Here is a 16388-nt window from a genome sequence, read left to right as displayed (position 1 = left end):
TTATAACTTTTTACAGGTTTCTCCGCTGCAGTGTGATCCTGCCCGGAGAACTTTATAATGTTATAGAAACATTACCGGATAATTTCTGAAATTATAAAATTTCATCCAGTCTCTCTCTGATGGCAAGGATGAAATCTTTGCTGTTCAGTACTGTCACATCCTCAAGAGAAGTGATCAGCGCAAGGTCTTTTGTCATCTTACCGCTTTCAATCGTCTCCAGAGTCGCCTTCTCCAGTTTATCAGCAAATTCCATCAATTCTTTATTGCCGTCCAGCTCACCTCTTTTTCTCAGAGCTCCAGTCCATGCAAAAATAGTTGCTACAGAGTTAGTAGATGTCTCCTCACCTTTCAGATAGCGATAATAATGTCTCTGTACAGTTCCATGAGCAGCTTCATATTCGTAATATCCCTGTGGAGATACCAGTACAGATGTCATCATAGCCAGAGAACCAAATGCTGAAGAAACCATATCGCTCATAACATCTCCATCATAGTTCTTGCAGGCCCAGATAAATCCGCCTTCAGCCTTCATGACACGAGCTACGATATCATCGATCAGGCTGTAGAAATATTCAATGCCTGCTGCTTCGAATTTCTCCTTAAACTCATCTTCATAAATAGTTGCAAAGATTTCCTTAAAACGTCCGTCATAAATCTTGGAGATCGTATCCTTGCCGCCAAGCCACAGGTTCTGTTTTGTATCCAGTGCATAATTAAAACAGCATCTTGCAAAACTTGTGATAGAATCATCCAGATTGTGCATACCCTGAAGCACACCCGGTCCCTCATAATGATGGATCAGCTCTTTTCTCTGCTGTCCGTCTGCACCTTCAAATACCAGATAAGCATCTCCGGGACCGTCAATATACATCTCTGTGTTCTTATACACATCACCATAGGCATGACGTGCGATGGTGATCGGTTTCTTCCAGTTCTTAACACATGGTTCAATACCCTTCACTACGATTGGGGCACGAAAAACAGTTCCGTCGAGAATTGCACGAATCGTTCCGTTAGGACTCTTGTACATTTTCTTTAAGGTATACTCTTCCATTCTTGCCTTATTAGGAGTGATAGTTGCACATTTCACTGCTACGCCGTACTTCTTTGTAGCCTCTGCTGCATCAACAGTTACCTGATCATCCGTTTCATTTCTGTATTCCAGACCAAGGTCATAATACTCAGTGTTCAAATCAATATACGGAAGAAGAAGTTCATCTTTGATTATTTTCCAGAGAATTCTGGTCATCTCATCTCCATCCATCTCCACAAGTGGTGTCTGCATCTGAATTTTTTTCATGTTAATCCTCCTCTTTGGCTCTCATCCAGTTAACTATCATGATAGCCGAAAACAGACCGTTCGTCAATGCTTTTATACACTAAAGCAATATTTTGCCAAATAAAATGATTACTGATCACAGTTCCATAAAGCGTTCCAGATCCAGTTCTCCCCATCCCTGCTGATTCTTTGGCAATCCCATATCCCTGGCACTTTCTTTCAATTTCATCTTGATCTGAACATTAGTCAGCTCCGGATTCTTCTCAAGCATCAATGCTGCTGCCCCTGCAACCAGAGGTGTAGACATAGAAGTACCACTCTTCACTCCATATCCGTTATCTGCTCCCGGTGCACAGGCAAGAACATGATTCCCGGGTGCAACCAGATCCGGTTTACAAACACACTCAAATGTAGGTCCCCTGCCTGATATGGCAGTCCGTCCTGTAAGCAGATCGCTGGAGCCTACTGTGATAATCTTCCGGCTGCTTCCCGGTGCTGTCACACTTCCTGCCTTCGGTCCCTGATTTCCTGCCGCAGCCACTACCACCAGACCTGCATCCCAAAGTTGTTCCACACCTGCGATCAGAACTCTGTGATCTTCTGCTCTCCTACAGGTTGTTCCCACCGAGATATTCACTACACGTATCCCATAATATCTCTTATTCTCCAGGATCCAGCGAAAAGCCTGTAAAACATCTTCTTTCCTGCCATTTCCCGTTCTGTCGAGCACCTTCAGAACTATCAGGCTACACCCGGGGGCAATTCCTCTGATCCGTCCTTCCGAAGCCCTTCCGTCACCGCCAATGATCCCACATACATGGGTTCCATGAGAATTATCATCATAAGGTCTGATACGATGTCCGATGAAATCTTGAAACGCAAGTATTCTCCCTGTAAAATCTATATGAGGAAAAATCCCGGTATCCAGAACACACACACCCACGTGCTTTCCTGTATATCCGGAATCATCTGAATTCTTCATAAAAAATCCTCCGAATCATCTGGATAATGAAATCTTACCGCAACTGTTCATCAGGTCGCTACAAAGACAATGAACATTTGCGTCTTACTTTAAATTATTCGGAAGATTATATTTTTGTGTCCGACAGTTTCTCCTGTCATATCTCCGTTTTTCTGTAAATAAAATGTATAAAGCTTCCATGATATGCAGATACTTCTGATATGCAAAACAACAGGCATATACAGAATCTGTTACAGAAATCCCGAAAATATCCTTATAGCAATTTCATAAAATAACTGTAACCATCTGCATAATATTAAGGAGACAAATTATGACTGCATTATTATTGATACTGGTATTTTTACTCTTTCAGACCTTCGTCCTGCTCTGCTGTGTAGCTGCCGGAAATGACGCTGCCTCCCAGGAAATCTCCGATCAGGAACAAATGGAATTTATCCGGGAATGGAAAAAAATACATTGCAGCAGCCCTCAAAAATAAAGGGCTGCTGCAATGTGCTGATAAACCTTCTACATCACATAACAGTCATATCGTATTGCTTTTCCTTTTAATATATAAGAAGGCTCTCTTCCATCAAGACAGACGCTCTTAAGAGGACGTTTTACGATAATTCTGGAAGGTCCGGCTTTGATAGCTGCATCAAAAAGATCTTTTTCCTCAGAACATGGAGGTTCAAGTTTCTGGATCAGCTGAAGTTTTTTATTTATCAGACCGGATTTCTGTCTCTTCGGGAACATGGGATCAAGATAGATCACATCTACCGGATCCATAAGTTTCTCCATACATGACACACTGTCACCCTCCACCAGTTTCATTCTGGAAGCAATGTCTTTTAATACGGGATGCTTTCTGGCACGCCGGAGCGCATCCTTCAAAAGTGCGGCGATCACCGGATTCTGTTCGTATAATGTCACCTCATAGCCATATGCTGCAAGAAGGAAACCATCCTCCCCCATACCTGCAGTGGCATCAATTGCTTTCAGATGTTCTCCCTCTGTTTTGACCGCACGTACCAGCATTTCATGGGAAAGTCTTCCGTTTGTGACTCTGTGCAGCATTCCTTCAAAATCTCCCTGATATGTCAGGCCATAACCGGTAAGTGATACGCCCCGGGAGTCAAACATTACTGTCAGATGTTCTCCCGGTTTGTCCATAATCGGAACATTGTTCTTTCTGGCAAAAGATTCTGCCATTTCTCTTTGCCCGCCCTTACCCAGGCAGACTGTTATCTTATCATTCATTTACACATTTCCCGCAAAATTTAATTTTCTTTTAATGCTTTTTCTATTTCAGAGATCACAATTCTGAGTGCTTTGATACGGGCATATTTCTTGTCAACAGATTCCAGTACATGCCATGGTGCAAAGGAAGTGTTTGTCTTCTGAAGCATCTCATTTACGGCCACTTCATAGGCATCCCATTTCTCTCTGTTTCTCCAGTCCTCATCTGTGATCTTCCATTGTTTCTCCGGATTATTCTGTCTCTCCTGAAAACGCTCCAGCTGTGTATCCTTATCGATCTGTACCCAGAATTTAATAATGACTGCACCCCAGTCTTTAAGTTCTTTCTCAAACTCATTCATTTCGTTGTAGGCACGTTTCCAGTCATTTTCACTGCAAAATCCCTCCAGACGTTCTACCATAACTCTGCCATACCAGGTTCTGTCAAAAATAGCGATATGCCCATTTTTCGGAAGTCTTGTCCAGAAACGCCATAAATAATGTCTGGCCTTCTCATGTGGTTCCGGACTTGCAATTGGATGTACTTCATAGCCCCGGGGATCCAGAGCTTCTGTAATACGTTTGATGTTACCTCCTTTGCCTGCCGCATCCCAGCCTTCATACGTGATGATCACAGGAATACGTCTCCTGTACAGTTTATTATGGAGTTCCCCCAGTTTACTCTGGAGCTGTTTCAGTTCTCCCCTGTACTCCTCGTCATCCATTGTTTTATCTCTCAGATCAATATCCGACAGACGGGGAATCTGCTCCAGAGGGAATACATTCTGCAAAATCGGAACGGAATGTGCCTGATTCTGCATGGCAACTTCAATATTGCTTACCATAGTCTCCAGCACCTGAAGTTCCGCCCATTTTCTGTCACTGGCATCTATGATGTACCATGGTGCAGAGGAAACATTCGTGTCAGACAGATACTGAGAAAATATTTTTGCACATTTTTTGTAATGTTCATTCTGCCATTTATCAAAGTCTGACACACGCCATCTGGTGTCTTTATGATCCAGAAGTAATTTTTCACGCCGCTTCTGTTCATCCCTGTCAATCTGCATAAAGAATTTCAGCACCAGATAACCATTATCTGTAAGCTGTCGCTCAAAACGGCGGATGCTGTCAATCCGCTGTGTATAACCTTCGCCTTCAATCTCGCCCGACAGACAGTCTTTACAAGTCTGCTCCATCCAGCCGGAATCCAGAAATGTAAATTTTCCGGCTTCCGGAATCTGTTTAAAATAACGATACAGAAATGGATATCTCAGTTCTTCTGCTGTGGGAGCTGACATAGTGGCAACCTTAAAGAAACGCGGATCAATATTCTTAATGACTTTTCCGATCGTACTTCCCTTGCCGGAAGATCCCCAGCCTTCAAAGAGTACGATTACCGGGATCTTATGTTCCTTGATTTTCATCTGAAAATCATAGAGCTGACTTCTTGCTGTCTGCAGACGGATTTTGATTTCCTCTTTTTCCGGCATATGTGCCGGAGTCCATGTTGTAAGCATAACATTGATCCTCCTTTTATTTTTCTTCGTAACTGTTCAATACTCTCACAATCAGAGACTGTTGAATAGTTACCCTTTTCATTAATAGAATATCTCAAATTCAACTGAAATAATCATAACATGAAATCTGTTTATCGTAAAGCAGGTGTATGATATCACTACTGAATTGTTTTAACTGCATTATTTTATGGGATTACTATGGATTTTTTCTAAAGCCACAATATTTTCAGAATATTCTTCCCAGGTGAGATTTCGTTTGATCCTGGCCGGACTGCCCATTACCAGAGAACCATCCGGTATCACAGTATTCTTGGTAACCAGGCTTCCTGCACCTATAATACAGTCCTTTGCCAGGCAGATCCGGAAAGATTTGCCCGCCCCCAGCTGATGAGCATTACAAAATTCCTGTCTGGTAAAAGACAGCTTCTTCTTTTTATAATAAAAATGATCATATCGGATTTCAGAATTTCCGTAATCCTTTCTCAGGCCGTTATCAAAAGCAGCATTCAAATGATAATAAGGTAATCATCCGTATCTGTTTTCTCACAGTTTATCATCTCTTTGCGTCAATCCATATTTTTTTAAATCCACCGTTCCATTGACAACCTCAATTCCATCTGCTTCCAGTAGCTTTTTCTGTACATCTTTACCGCCGAAGGCAAAAGCCCCTGACAGTTCTCCTCTGAAATTCACTACCCGATAACAGGGAATATGCCCCGGATCCGGATTCTTATGGAGGGCATTCCCTACCGCTCTCGACATTCTCGGATTCCCTGCCATTTCGGCAACCTGACCATAAGTTGCAACGCATCCTTTCGGAATTTGCTTCACTGCCTCATAAATCTTCTTTGTCGGGCTGTATGTTACGAGATCATAGCTTTCGGATATCATTCTTTTAATATCTTTATCCGGTACCGTCCCATTTAGAATAATGGTATTCCAATGTTCCTTATTCTGATGATAACCAGCCTGTACAGATTCATAGGCACTTCGCCAAAAATCACGCCACTTCGGATCTGCTTTTACATTCAGATTAACATAACCGTTTCGTTCATAAATCCATAAAAAAATTTTTTTGTTTTCCCTCGCTCTTACCACTTGCCAGTTCTGATCACGGAAAGGTCTTTCCGTATATGTATTCTGAAATGATAAACCGAATTCCAACGCTGCTTCTCGTGTAATCATGCAATTTTGATTCATTTATTTCACCCTTATTCCCTGAAATTATTTCTGGCATCTTCATAATCTCTTGGAAGTCCCTCAAACAAAATTATTGCCTTATCATACTGTTCCTGCTCTATCCTCACACGGAAAAAGTTAAGCTGTTTATTACATCTATTTTTCCCCTTCATTCGCTTCCTCTATTGTCACACTCTCCTGTACCTGCATATCCGTATACTGAACACGAATAACTGCCTGCGGCCAGTTTATGCTGACCATTGCTGTTTTGTCTTTCTCATCTCCTGCTTTCCGGATAAGCTCCAGCAATTCCTTCAGTACTTCCTTTGTCAGATAACCGCCTCTCCAGTGAAAAATAAGTACCCTGCCTTTCTTCGCCGCCTGCAAAGAACGTTTATACACATCCTCTTTCTTAGTAAAAGAAAGCTTCTTCTCCTTATAGTAAAAGTGCTCATGATCACCGCAGTGAGGCGCCGGCGCAATAAGAGGCTCATGATCCCTGAAAATCTGTGAATCATCCAGATTGAAATAATCATAGCGGATTTCAGAAGTCTCACGATCTTTCCCCAGGGTATTATCAAAGGTCGCATCCAGATGATAATATGTACCTCCTATTTTTACGATATTCCATGTGTGGCGATACTTAATCCCCTTCTCAGGATTATTTCCACAGATTGCAATCACACACCAGACTCCCAGTGCATCTAACAAAACCTTTACTGCTTTTGCGATTCCCTCACAAACACCAACGCCTTGCCCCAACGGTCCGATAATTTCATGGGAATATGATTTTTTCAGTTTGTCATAGCGGATATTTTCACAGATAAAATCATGTACATACTTCTCTTTCTCCCACTCAGACAGCTTCTGAGCCGGACGAATCAGCTTCTCAACTCTGGCAGTCATAGCCTTTTGATGTTCGCAAATCTTCTTTTTATCAAAAAGATACTCCGGAATAAAAATCAGATTCGGAGAGTCTTTATAATACCGGTATTTATAACTGCTCACCCAAAATATCTCCGGATGATCCAGACGCATCTGAAAAAAAACATTATAAAGTTCTTCTCCCTCTAATGCCGGAATTTGAAATTCATCCGCCAGGTTTTTCACACCGCTAAGAATGCTGTGATATGCAGCCTGCTGCGCCTTATTCATATGATTGTAATAATATTGCTCCATTGTTATCTTATCTCCAAGTTCTTCGTCACTTATAATCCCTTCCGGTACATTTCACTGATCACTGCCTGCGCATGTTCAGATTCCTTTTTCTCTATTATCTGCGCCCGATCACTTAAAATCGCCAGCATCTCATCTACCAGATCTTCGATTTTAGGATTTGTATACCGATATAAATAACCCAGCATTCTGGTTGCAGTATAATCTGTATTCATATTTTTATATGCGATCTCTGCACAAAGCTCCTTCGGATAGCCCTTGCTGAGCAAAACCCTGTATAGTTCTTCTGTTCTTTCTGATGCCATGTTTTTTGCCTTTCTTATCATGTTTCTGTGTCACCAGCCATCTGATTTACTTCATCAAAAATCATATGATATAGCTATGTTTTTTCTCATAGTAACATACTTCAACTGATATTCGCAATCAGAATATGGAGCTTATTTGATATGGAAAAAGATTGTTAGTTACTGTTCACACATCACTATCCCGAGACATACAAGCCAAAATTCCATTGCCGCTGGCAATCTGGAATGAATTTTGGCTACGTTACTGTGAACGGAGTGAACAGTAACGATTGTTACAAGGCACTGAGTAAACAGTAACACAGTAACTCCAAGACTTACAAGGTTATCAACGTGACAGTAGAATGTGCTCAATAACTATGTTATACTGATAATATCTAAATGCTTCAGATATGATATCTGCCTATCTGAATCATTCAAGCCACATTCTCAGGAGGAAAAAATGTCGAAAAAAGAAATAAGTTTTACAGAAGGACCTGTGTTCCAGTCTTTGCTTCGGTTTGCCATTCCCGTGCTTGGCGCATTGATCCTGCAGGCTGCGTATGGCGCAGTTGATTTGCTGATTGTTGGAAAATTCGGAAATGCCTCGAGTATTTCCGCAGTAGGAACAGGAAGTTCCTTTATGCAGATGGCTACTTTTATCATTACAAGTCTTGCAATGGGCTCCACCGTAATAATCGGGCATCACATCGGAGAACAAAAACCAAAAGAAGCAGGAAATGCGGTCGGAACTACGATCATTCTTTTTCTGATCATTGCTGTCATCATGACATTTGTACTGGAATTTGCCGCCGGAGGAATTGCGCATCTTTTACAGGCACCGGCTGAATCCTTTGACAAAACAATTCTTTATATCAGAATCTGTTCTGCCGGTATCGTTATTATCATTGCATACAATGTAATCAGCGGTGTGCTGCGAGGTGTGGGAAATGCAAACCTTCCACTTCTATTCGTAGGAATTGCCTGTGTCATAAATATTCTGGGAGATTTGCTTCTGGTTGGAGTATTTCACATGGATGTTGCGGGTGCCGCCATTGCCACTGTATTTGCACAGTTTGTCTCTGTCGTCTGTTCTGTCGTTGTATTAAGAAAGCAGGATATGCCTATAGAATTTTCCAGAGAACAATGTCGGATTTATAAAGAAGAGCTTGGAAAAATATTAAACGTAGGTATACCGATCGCACTTCAGGAGACAACGGTTCAGATTTCATTTCTTGTCGTAAATTCTGTTATCAATCAGATGGGTCTGATGCCATCTGCCGGATATGGAATTGCACAGAAAATCGTTTCCTTTATTATGCTGGTTCCGTCCTCTATCATGCAGAGTGTATCAGCATTTGTTGCGCAGAATATCGGTGCCGGAAAGAAAAGCCGGGCATGGAAGGGTTTTTACACTGCAATTATTACCGGATGTTCCGTTGGAATCATCATCTTTATGGTAGGATTCTTCGGAGGCGGAGTATTATCCTCTTTCTTTACCAATGATTCCGAGGTAATCGCGCAGAGCGCCGCTTACCTGAAAGGTTTCTCTGCCGACTGTATACTGACTTGTGTACTTTTCAGCAGTATCGGATATTTTAATGGCTGTGGAAAAAGTATTCCTGTTATGATCCAGGGAATCACTTCCGCATTCTGCATCCGAATTCCGGTATCTATCATTATGTCGAGATTACCGGAAACATCTCTGACTTATGTTGGAATGGCGACACCTATCACAACTGTATATGGAATTATCTTTTTTGTAATCTGTTTCCGGCTGTTAAATAAAAACTCAGCCAAATAATAAAAATGGTTTCCTGTTATCAGTTCTCTTAGTAGAGATGCTGATAACAGAAAACCATTTCCATTATTTGATTATCCTCCGATACATGAATCGCATAGAAAATTTCATTAAGATACGAATCACGTACAACTGTCAGATACCATGCCTGAATCCATAAACTTCATAATCTTATCTAAATACATTTCCATCGTCCTGTCATCGCTGCGGTAGGTCTCATGTCTGGTTCCCGGCAGGTAAACATATTCGCAGGAAGTAATTCCTCTATGATTAATTTTCTCTGCAAATTTTCTCAATGCGTTTACAGATACAAAATCATCTCTTTCTGCCTGAAATAGCAAAACAGGTGCTGTCAGTTTCTTCCATCCACAATATTTTATGTACCAACTCATTTTTACAGACGCCAGAAGCCACCCATAAGAAGCTGCACTAACCTGGAATTTTTTATTCTCTTTACGCATCTCATTATATTTTTCGAATCTTGGTCTGGAAGTACATCCACTGGTTTCGAAAGTCTCACTACCATCATAAGGCTTCTGACCAGCCACATAGTCTTCCTCCCTTCCCAAAAGGCACTTCGTCTGTGCAATAGCAATCACCAATGGCCAGGGAACATTTCCGGTGAGCGGGCGGAGCATAGGAGAATTCAATATAATCTTCTGAAACAGTTGCGGCTCCCATGCAGCTGCAATTGTGCCAATCGCCCCACCCATAGAATGTGCAAAAAGAACTAACGGCAGTTCAGGATATGTTTTTTTAATTACATGGCATATTTTCAAAAAATCTCTCACATATCGCTTCCAGGTATCTATATGTACAAGAGATGGATCTGCTGTCAGGCAATAACTTTGTCCATGTCCCATATGTTCCGGCATATACACATGATATCCAGCCTTCAGAAAATAATAAATCATCTCTTCATATTTCGGCGCTGCTTCTGTAAAGCCATGACTGATTATAATCACGCCTTTCGGCTTCTCTGCCAGGTAGCGCTGTACATGAATTTTCCCCACTATCCCCGTGTCTTTTCGATGCAGATGATCCTCTGCACCAGAAATGTACCCCTCCTGACGGTGCGTTGCAAGATATGGTTCTATTTCATCATTCATTTTATACAAATATTCATTCTCATGTATTATTTCCATTATATGTACTCCTGTTGCTTTTTCATAATTCTGTTGCTATCTGCTTTTCACCATTCGATACATACCTGTATTATAATCTTCACTGGTGCCTGTTAATAATCCCATTAATCTTTTTCTCATTATAAAATACCAGTATAATTCCGCCTATACAACAGAATACTGCTGCCCCAAAAGCAGCAACTCTATAACCAGTTCCCTCTGCTGCCCCTATCGTCGAGACTGCTGTAAATATCAACATAGAAATACTCTGCCCAAGTTTAAACGCAAATGTTCTCGCCGCATAAAACATTCCTTCACGATTGCTTCCTGATGTAATCGAGTCGCTCTGCGAAATATCTGCCACAACAGCCTGCGGAAGAATTCCGAAAATCGCCATAGGAAGAGCCGCCACGACTGTCAGGATCAGTCCCTGCACCGATGCCGGAATAAAACTCATTTTTCCCATAAATCCGGTATAAAAATAAGCAAGGCTAAATACTGCAAATGCAAACAAGATCATCTTTTTCTTTCCAAGTTTAGGAGTAAGCTTATTTACCGGAATATAAAATACAAGAGACAACGCTGTCATTCCCACAAAATACAAAGTTGTCATTGTTTCCGGAAGTTTCAAAAGACTGGTGACAAAAAATGGAAGACCTGTCTGAAACATGGTAAGTGCAATCCAGTAGAAAATATCAGATGCCACAAACTTGCGAAATTCTCCATTCTTAAAAGTAGCTGCAAGAGATCCAAAAGCTGACTCTTTTGCAGGAACCGTATCTACATAGTCTTTTTCACGGATACAAAATACCGGCACAAGCATACAGATAAACGCTATAGCCGCCATCAAAGTAAAGGTCATACGGATAGCACCAACTCTGCCAAAAGCAGGAATAAACATCCCCCATATCGTAGGTGCCAGATACGCCACTGCAGTTCCGGCAATAAATGTAAAGGAAATGACTGTGGAAATATTAAGTCTTTCCTGCTGGGTATGTCCAAGTTCCGGAATCAGCGCATTATATGGTGTACAGTACGCAGTAATGGAAAGATAGTACGCCAGAATCATAATCAGCAAAAACACTCCATTGATCCAGCTGTTTTTATTAACCGGTGACCAGAAAACCAGTACTGTAGAAAGCGCCAGCGGTAAAGATGCCCATTTCAGGAACGGAATTCTTCGCCCATTCTTTGACGTACATCTGTCAGATAAAGAGGCGATCATTGGATCTGTAAAAGCATCAAAAATCCTTCCGAAAGCTGTAATTCCGCCAATAATAGTAAATATGCCAAAGACCACCAGCCCCTGTGGAATGAACACTGTCTGTCCCTGACTGATGGCTGTCTTATCCGGCTGATAAAAATATACAAGCCAGTTAGAAATAATCCCGGACAACATCGCCCATCCAAACTGTCCGGCTGCAAACTGCCATATTTTCCCTGTTGTTAACTTTTTCACCGTGCACCTCCAGATTTCAGAACTACTACTTATTTCTTGCAAGAATCGAACTCTTTTCCAAGCATGGAAGTTCTTCTCCTTCAACAGTCGTCACAATTCCGCCTGCTTCTTCAACAATAAGTGCACCTGCCGCAAAATCCCATGGAGATAAAATAAGCTCGAAATAAATTTCCGCTCTTCCTGATGCTATGGCACATAAATCAAGTGCTGCAGATCCGCTTCGTCGGATATCAAGGCATTTTTGAAAATATTCGTAAGCTAATTCAAAGGATGCCTTCGCAAGCTCCGTATTATACGGTGATGAACCAAACAAAACAATGCTGTTTGCCAGATCATCCTTCGATACATGAATCGCATTTCCATTCATATATGCACCCTCACCGGAAATCGCATAGAAAGTTTCATTAAGATACGGATTATGCACGACTCCCATATATCTCTTTCCATTTCGAATCAATCCAATAGATACACAGCTCATATGATAATCTTTAATAAAATTGGTAGTTCCATCAATCGGATCCACCACAAAAATATATTCTGCATTTCTGTTAATCTGGCAATCCTCTTCTTCCCCCCAAAACTCCGCTTCCGGAAGAATCTCAGACAACTTTTTTTCTAGCATTTCCTGAATTTTGCAATCATACTTCGTAACAAAATTTGCTTTTCCTGCCTTATCCTTAATGCCAAAATTCGCCCTGTCCGCCTGAAGCATAACCTGTCCGCATTCTTTTGCCGCTTCAATTATTTCATTTAATATCGTATGTGGAGTTTTCTCCTTTAGTTCCATATTATCTGTCACCTCTCAATAGAAAATGGTTTCCGTTTTATCAATACTTTTATAATTTCTCATACTTTTCAATCAGACACTGATGTTCTTTTGTCTTCTTGTCATAGTTTATCTCAACCAGCAAAATATCTCCGGTATAATCCAGAACTGAATCCGGATATTGTTTTTCCTTAATCTGCTGTAATGCTGTCTTGACATTCTTATTCCATTTAAGTTCTACGACAAGCGCCGGATAACTGGAAACGTATTCTGGTTTTGGAATAAATACAAAGTCTGCAAACCCACGTCCTGTCGGCAGTTCACGAACTGGTTTAAAATAATATTCCATTGAACTCAGATATGCAATTGCAAGTACACTGCTCAAAGAATTCTCATTATTATACTGAATATTCGAAACATACTCTGTATGGATTTTCTCAATTCCCTCTTCAACTGCTTCTTCATCCATGTCCAGCGTAGCCTCCAGTAAATGTTCTGATTCCTGCTGAAAAGTAATCATCTCATTCCATTTTCTGCTTTCAACCGCCATTGTCAATTCCTGCCGGATTTCTTCATTTGGAACAAATGCAGTTCTTCTATTCTGGTTATATCCCAAATAACCAAGATGGATCAAATACGTAAGTACATCATCTTTGCTTTGTATATTCACCGTATCATTTTTGAAAGCAGCTGTATTCACTTTAATCGAAGCACCGGAAAGTATTTCAATTATAGCGTTTTTCAAACCATCATAATTCATATTGATAAAAGGAACAATTGCTTCATAAGAAGCAGTCTCAGACCAGTAACTTCTAAACCTGCCCCGCACACAAACACTTACTACTGCTTTAGGATTATATACCTGATAGTCCTCCAGCAAATAACCATCATACCAATATTTTACTTTCTCAAAATCTCTGTGATATCTTTCGCAAAGATCCTTCACTTCAGCTTCTGTAAATCCAATATATGGCGCCATCACTCCTGCATCAAGCATTGTAAACTCATCAAAATTATTTAATGCAGACTGCGTTTTTTCTTTCTTTATCGGCAAAATACCTGTAAGATACACCAACTGAATATATTTTGTCGGTTCCGTTCCCTTGAACATCGCCCGCAAAAAATTAATGTACTTTTCCTGTACTTTTTTATTTGCCGCTTCATCTCTGATCAGAACATCCCACTCATCAATAATTATAATAAATTTCTGTCCAACAATATTTTTAATACGCGAAAGACTTTCCGACAAACTTATCTCTTCTTCAGGCAGAACACCAGGGTAAATCTCTCTCAATTCAGCCTGTACGGATTTCGTAATAAACGCTACAACATTATCCACATTATCACAATTTGCCAGAAACCACTGAATATCAAGATGAATCACATCATACTTATTAAGATGCGTCTTAAAATCGGATTCCCTGCTTATATCCAGCCCTGAAAACATTTCTTCGGAATTACAGCCTTTACTATAATAAGCGGCCAGCATATTTGCAGCATATGATTTTCCAAACCTGCGTGGTCTGCAGTTACAGATATAAGCTTCTGTTGTATTAAGTACGCTGTTTGTATATTCCAACAATCCGGTTTTATCCACATATATCGGAGAATTCAGTGCCACCTGAAATGCACTGTTATCAGGATTTACAAATCTACCCATTCCTTACACCCCACAATCAAAAAACAGCTTCACGTTATCAAAATTTTTAATAAAATAATGATAGCATGAAACTATTTTAACGTAAAGCTGAAAAAAACTGTTATATATCCAGACACCCGGGCTATATCGGAATTCTATAAAATAATCTCAATTATTTTGCGTAAATAGAACCAACAATCTTTCCCCGTAATGTACACGGCAGAATTTTACATAAGAATCTCAGAATCTTATACTTCACACCCGCCACACAAATTGGTGCGCAGTTCTTTTTCTGTGCAATTCGCGCAATATATGTACCAATAATCTCCGGCGACATCCCACTTAGTTCATCTTTCTCCATCTGACTGACACCGTGTGAAATACGGCCACCGTATTCATCATCACCCAAAACTATCTTTTGTCTGGCCTGGGTAAAACCGGTATGAATATCTCCAAGTTCTACTGCTGTTACCCTGACACCATAAGGACTTACTTCATTATCAAGCGCGCAGGAATAAGAAGACACTGCTGCTTTACTGGCTGAATAAAACGCCTGAAACGGAATGTGTGCCACCGCTGCCACAGAACTGATATTGACAATATGCCCTCTGTGCTGTCTGCGCATAGAAGGAAGAACAGCTCTGCTTACATTGACAGTTCCGAAAAAATTTACATCAAATTGTGCTTTCGCCTGTTTTAACTCTGTAAATTCCACCGCCCCGGAAATACCAAAACCTGCGCAGTTTACAAGAATCTCGATACTTCCTCTTTCCAAAAGGATCTGCCCAACGGCTTCCTGCACGGAAGCCTCATCTGTCACATCTACGCACATATGCTTCACGCCTTCTACCGGAACATCCCGGCGACTGAACTCATAGACTATATAGCCAGCCTTACTCAATGCTGCTACAGTACATCGTCCGATTCCGGAACTTCCGCCAGTGACAAGAGCTGTTCTTTTCTGTTTTGATTCCATATTGTTACTTACCTCATTCCATTTTTTCTTCTTACCACACGGGTGAGTTTCTGTCGTATTTCCTCATTCTTGAATAACTGCCTGCACCATTCGTCCTGTGCCATAACATCACCACAAATCATATTGTTTCATAGTTTCTGCGTTTCGATATTCATGTTTTTCATAATATCCTATCAGTCTTCCCTCTTCTCTGAGTGCCACCATATAAACATCTTTATTTTGCTTCTCATTATGGAAAGTATAGACAAGGTTATGGCTCTCATCTGCCGCAAACCAGTCCACTACCTTCTGTATTTTATCCCTGGATTCCTGATTATGACAATCTAACAGGCTTCTTCCAATAAGTTTATCACCGCCTCGCTTCGCATAGCTGTTAACAGCTGCCGGATTCATGTAGATAATCTCATGCTTAAGGTTGCATATAACAATCGAAGCCCTGTCCTGGTCAACAATACTCTTATAAAAACTAATCATATATTTTTTTATGTCCTTTCATTTTTTTCTTTCGTCTAATAGTTTACTATCCACATCAAATATCTTTAAATATCCGTTGGCATACATACGGACACCATCAATGGTATTTATAATAAATTATTACAAAATTTTCGAAACAAAATAATCTGCCTCAATAATATGCCTTACATTCTTCTCCCTGGAGTCAACAATACTCACACGTCCATTCTCCGCTGTCAAAGTCACACTGGAACCATCATTCCGATAAACAGTCATATGTTCCACTGGGCGTTCCAATGTCTCTATTGGATCCTTCATCTTTTTTAATCGCCGATACTCATATTCTGGAATAAAAAATTCAAGTTTTGAAATAGCTCTTTTTTTCTTTAATGGTGTTTTTCTTAATGAACCATTTTTATTCATAAAACGATCCGCAAATTCAACATTTTCCGTCATTTTATCAATTACATCCGAAATCCCGTGAATTAAAAACTTTATCCTCACACGACTGAAGTCGCGTGCTTCCAGACGCTTT

17 protein-coding genes are annotated in these 16388 nt (G+C 40.6%); 1 reads left to right on the top strand and 16 read right to left on the bottom strand.

All coding sequences use genetic code 11. The features are described from left to right. Window positions 1-91: 91 nt before the first annotated feature. The 9 genes from LJE09_RS06995 to LJE09_RS06955 all read right to left on the bottom strand — a co-directional run bounded on the left by LJE09_RS06995 (window position 92) and on the right by LJE09_RS06955 (window position 7659). Window positions 92-1300: an NADP-dependent isocitrate dehydrogenase gene (locus LJE09_RS06995; protein ID WP_008703938.1), complete on the bottom strand. Its 1209-nt coding sequence runs from the start codon at window positions 1298-1300 to the stop codon at window positions 92-94. A 115-nt stretch (window positions 1301-1415) separates the two neighbouring features. Then, a complete protein-coding gene (locus tag LJE09_RS06990) occupies window positions 1416-2261 on the bottom strand; it encodes a S8 family peptidase (RefSeq protein WP_008703939.1) in 846 nt (281 codons plus the stop codon). Between the two features lie 507 nt (window positions 2262-2768). Then, window positions 2769-3500 carry a class I SAM-dependent methyltransferase gene (locus LJE09_RS06985; RefSeq protein WP_008703940.1) on the bottom strand — a complete coding sequence of 244 codons (732 nt, stop codon included), beginning with the start codon at window positions 3498-3500 and terminating at the stop codon, window positions 2769-2771. A 20-nt stretch (window positions 3501-3520) separates the two neighbouring features. Continuing rightward, entirely contained in the window at window positions 3521-4999 is a 1479-nt protein-coding gene (pap, locus tag LJE09_RS06980; protein ID WP_008703941.1) for a polyphosphate:AMP phosphotransferase, read from the bottom strand. Window positions 5000-5179: 180 nt separating this feature from the next. Beyond that, the gene (locus LJE09_RS19135) at window positions 5180-5509 is read right to left on the bottom strand and encodes a hypothetical protein (RefSeq protein ID WP_008703942.1); all 330 of its coding nucleotides are present in this window, start codon (window positions 5507-5509) and stop codon (window positions 5180-5182) included. A gap of 33 nt (window positions 5510-5542) precedes the next feature. Then, a complete protein-coding gene (locus tag LJE09_RS06970) occupies window positions 5543-6184 on the bottom strand; it encodes a methylated-DNA--[protein]-cysteine S-methyltransferase (RefSeq protein WP_227311096.1) in 642 nt (213 codons plus the stop codon). A 26-nt stretch (window positions 6185-6210) separates the two neighbouring features. After that, complete coding sequence (locus LJE09_RS06965) at window positions 6211-6351, bottom strand: hypothetical protein (protein ID WP_173697481.1); 141 nt, start codon at window positions 6349-6351, stop codon at window positions 6211-6213. Beyond that, on the bottom strand, window positions 6335-7357 hold the full coding sequence (locus LJE09_RS06960) for a transglutaminase domain-containing protein (protein ID WP_020994048.1): 1023 nt from the start codon (window positions 7355-7357) through the stop codon (window positions 6335-6337). Before LJE09_RS06960 ends, LJE09_RS06965 begins: the two co-directional genes overlap by 17 nt. 29 nt (window positions 7358-7386) lie before the next feature. Beyond that, window positions 7387-7659 (bottom strand): hypothetical protein, encoded by a 273-nt coding sequence (locus LJE09_RS06955; RefSeq protein WP_008703953.1) that lies wholly within the window; start codon window positions 7657-7659, stop codon window positions 7387-7389. Between the two features lie 439 nt (window positions 7660-8098). Here LJE09_RS06955 and LJE09_RS06950 point away from each other — a divergent pair, with 439 nt between their 5' ends. Beyond that, window positions 8099-9439, top strand: a complete 1341-nt coding sequence (locus LJE09_RS06950; protein WP_008703974.1) for an MATE family efflux transporter — start codon at window positions 8099-8101, stop codon at window positions 9437-9439. 119 nt (window positions 9440-9558) lie between these two features. Here the strand turns inward: LJE09_RS06950 and LJE09_RS06945 are convergent, their stop codons facing one another. The 7 genes from LJE09_RS06945 to LJE09_RS06915 form a co-directional block, all read right to left on the bottom strand. Next, window positions 9559-10581: an alpha/beta fold hydrolase gene (locus tag LJE09_RS06945; protein ID WP_008703976.1), complete on the bottom strand. Its 1023-nt coding sequence runs from the start codon at window positions 10579-10581 to the stop codon at window positions 9559-9561. Window positions 10582-10660: 79 nt separating this feature from the next. Continuing rightward, a complete protein-coding gene (locus LJE09_RS06940) occupies window positions 10661-12019 on the bottom strand; it encodes an MFS transporter (protein WP_008703977.1) in 1359 nt (452 codons plus the stop codon). A 25-nt stretch (window positions 12020-12044) separates the two neighbouring features. Next, window positions 12045-12806, bottom strand: coding sequence for an inositol monophosphatase family protein (locus tag LJE09_RS06935; protein ID WP_020994056.1), 762 nt, complete (start codon window positions 12804-12806; stop codon window positions 12045-12047). 49 nt (window positions 12807-12855) lie between these two features. Further along, complete coding sequence (locus LJE09_RS06930; protein WP_008703981.1) at window positions 12856-14445, bottom strand: AAA family ATPase; 1590 nt, start codon at window positions 14443-14445, stop codon at window positions 12856-12858. A gap of 151 nt (window positions 14446-14596) precedes the next feature. After that, window positions 14597-15400, bottom strand: a complete 804-nt coding sequence (locus LJE09_RS06925; protein ID WP_008703983.1) for an SDR family NAD(P)-dependent oxidoreductase — start codon at window positions 15398-15400, stop codon at window positions 14597-14599. 108 nt (window positions 15401-15508) lie between these two features. Further along, a complete protein-coding gene (locus LJE09_RS06920; RefSeq protein WP_008703984.1) occupies window positions 15509-15874 on the bottom strand; it encodes a PAS domain-containing protein in 366 nt (121 codons plus the stop codon). Window positions 15875-15994: 120 nt separating this feature from the next. Further along, window positions 15995-16388: hypothetical protein (locus LJE09_RS06915; protein ID WP_173704703.1), on the bottom strand; the 394-nt coding region annotated here is incomplete at its 5' end.

Origin of the sequence: Blautia sp. DFI.3.45 (genome assembly GCF_020593505.1) — a bacterium.
GTDB lineage: Bacteria > Bacillota > Clostridia > Lachnospirales > Lachnospiraceae > Blautia_A > Blautia_A wexlerae.
This window is presented reverse-complemented; position numbering and strand designations above follow the sequence as displayed.

Coding starts and splice junctions, on each gene's coding strand:
- LJE09_RS06995 (WP_008703938.1), bottom strand. CDS start 1,300: ATGAAAAAAATTCAGATGCAGACACCACTTGTGGAGATGGATGGAGAT.
- LJE09_RS06990 (WP_008703939.1), bottom strand. CDS start 2,261: ATGAAGAATTCAGATGATTCCGGATATACAGGAAAGCACGTGGGTGTG.
- LJE09_RS06985 (WP_008703940.1), bottom strand. CDS start 3,500: ATGAATGATAAGATAACAGTCTGCCTGGGTAAGGGCGGGCAAAGAGAA.
- pap (WP_008703941.1), bottom strand. CDS start 4,999: ATGCTTACAACATGGACTCCGGCACATATGCCGGAAAAAGAGGAAATC.
- LJE09_RS06970 (WP_227311096.1), bottom strand. CDS start 6,184: ATGATTACACGAGAAGCAGCGTTGGAATTCGGTTTATCATTTCAGAAT.
- LJE09_RS06965 (WP_173697481.1), bottom strand. CDS start 6,351: ATGAAGGGGAAAAATAGATGTAATAAACAGCTTAACTTTTTCCGTGTG.
- LJE09_RS06960 (WP_020994048.1), bottom strand. CDS start 7,357: ATGGAGCAATATTATTACAATCATATGAATAAGGCGCAGCAGGCTGCA.
- LJE09_RS06955 (WP_008703953.1), bottom strand. CDS start 7,659: ATGGCATCAGAAAGAACAGAAGAACTATACAGGGTTTTGCTCAGCAAG.
- LJE09_RS06950 (WP_008703974.1), top strand. CDS start 8,099: ATGTCGAAAAAAGAAATAAGTTTTACAGAAGGACCTGTGTTCCAGTCT.
- LJE09_RS06945 (WP_008703976.1), bottom strand. CDS start 10,581: ATGGAAATAATACATGAGAATGAATATTTGTATAAAATGAATGATGAA.
- LJE09_RS06935 (WP_020994056.1), bottom strand. CDS start 12,806: ATGGAACTAAAGGAGAAAACTCCACATACGATATTAAATGAAATAATT.
- LJE09_RS06930 (WP_008703981.1), bottom strand. CDS start 14,445: ATGGGTAGATTTGTAAATCCTGATAACAGTGCATTTCAGGTGGCACTG.
- LJE09_RS06925 (WP_008703983.1), bottom strand. CDS start 15,400: ATGGAATCAAAACAGAAAAGAACAGCTCTTGTCACTGGCGGAAGTTCC.
- LJE09_RS06920 (WP_008703984.1), bottom strand. CDS start 15,874: ATGATTAGTTTTTATAAGAGTATTGTTGACCAGGACAGGGCTTCGATT.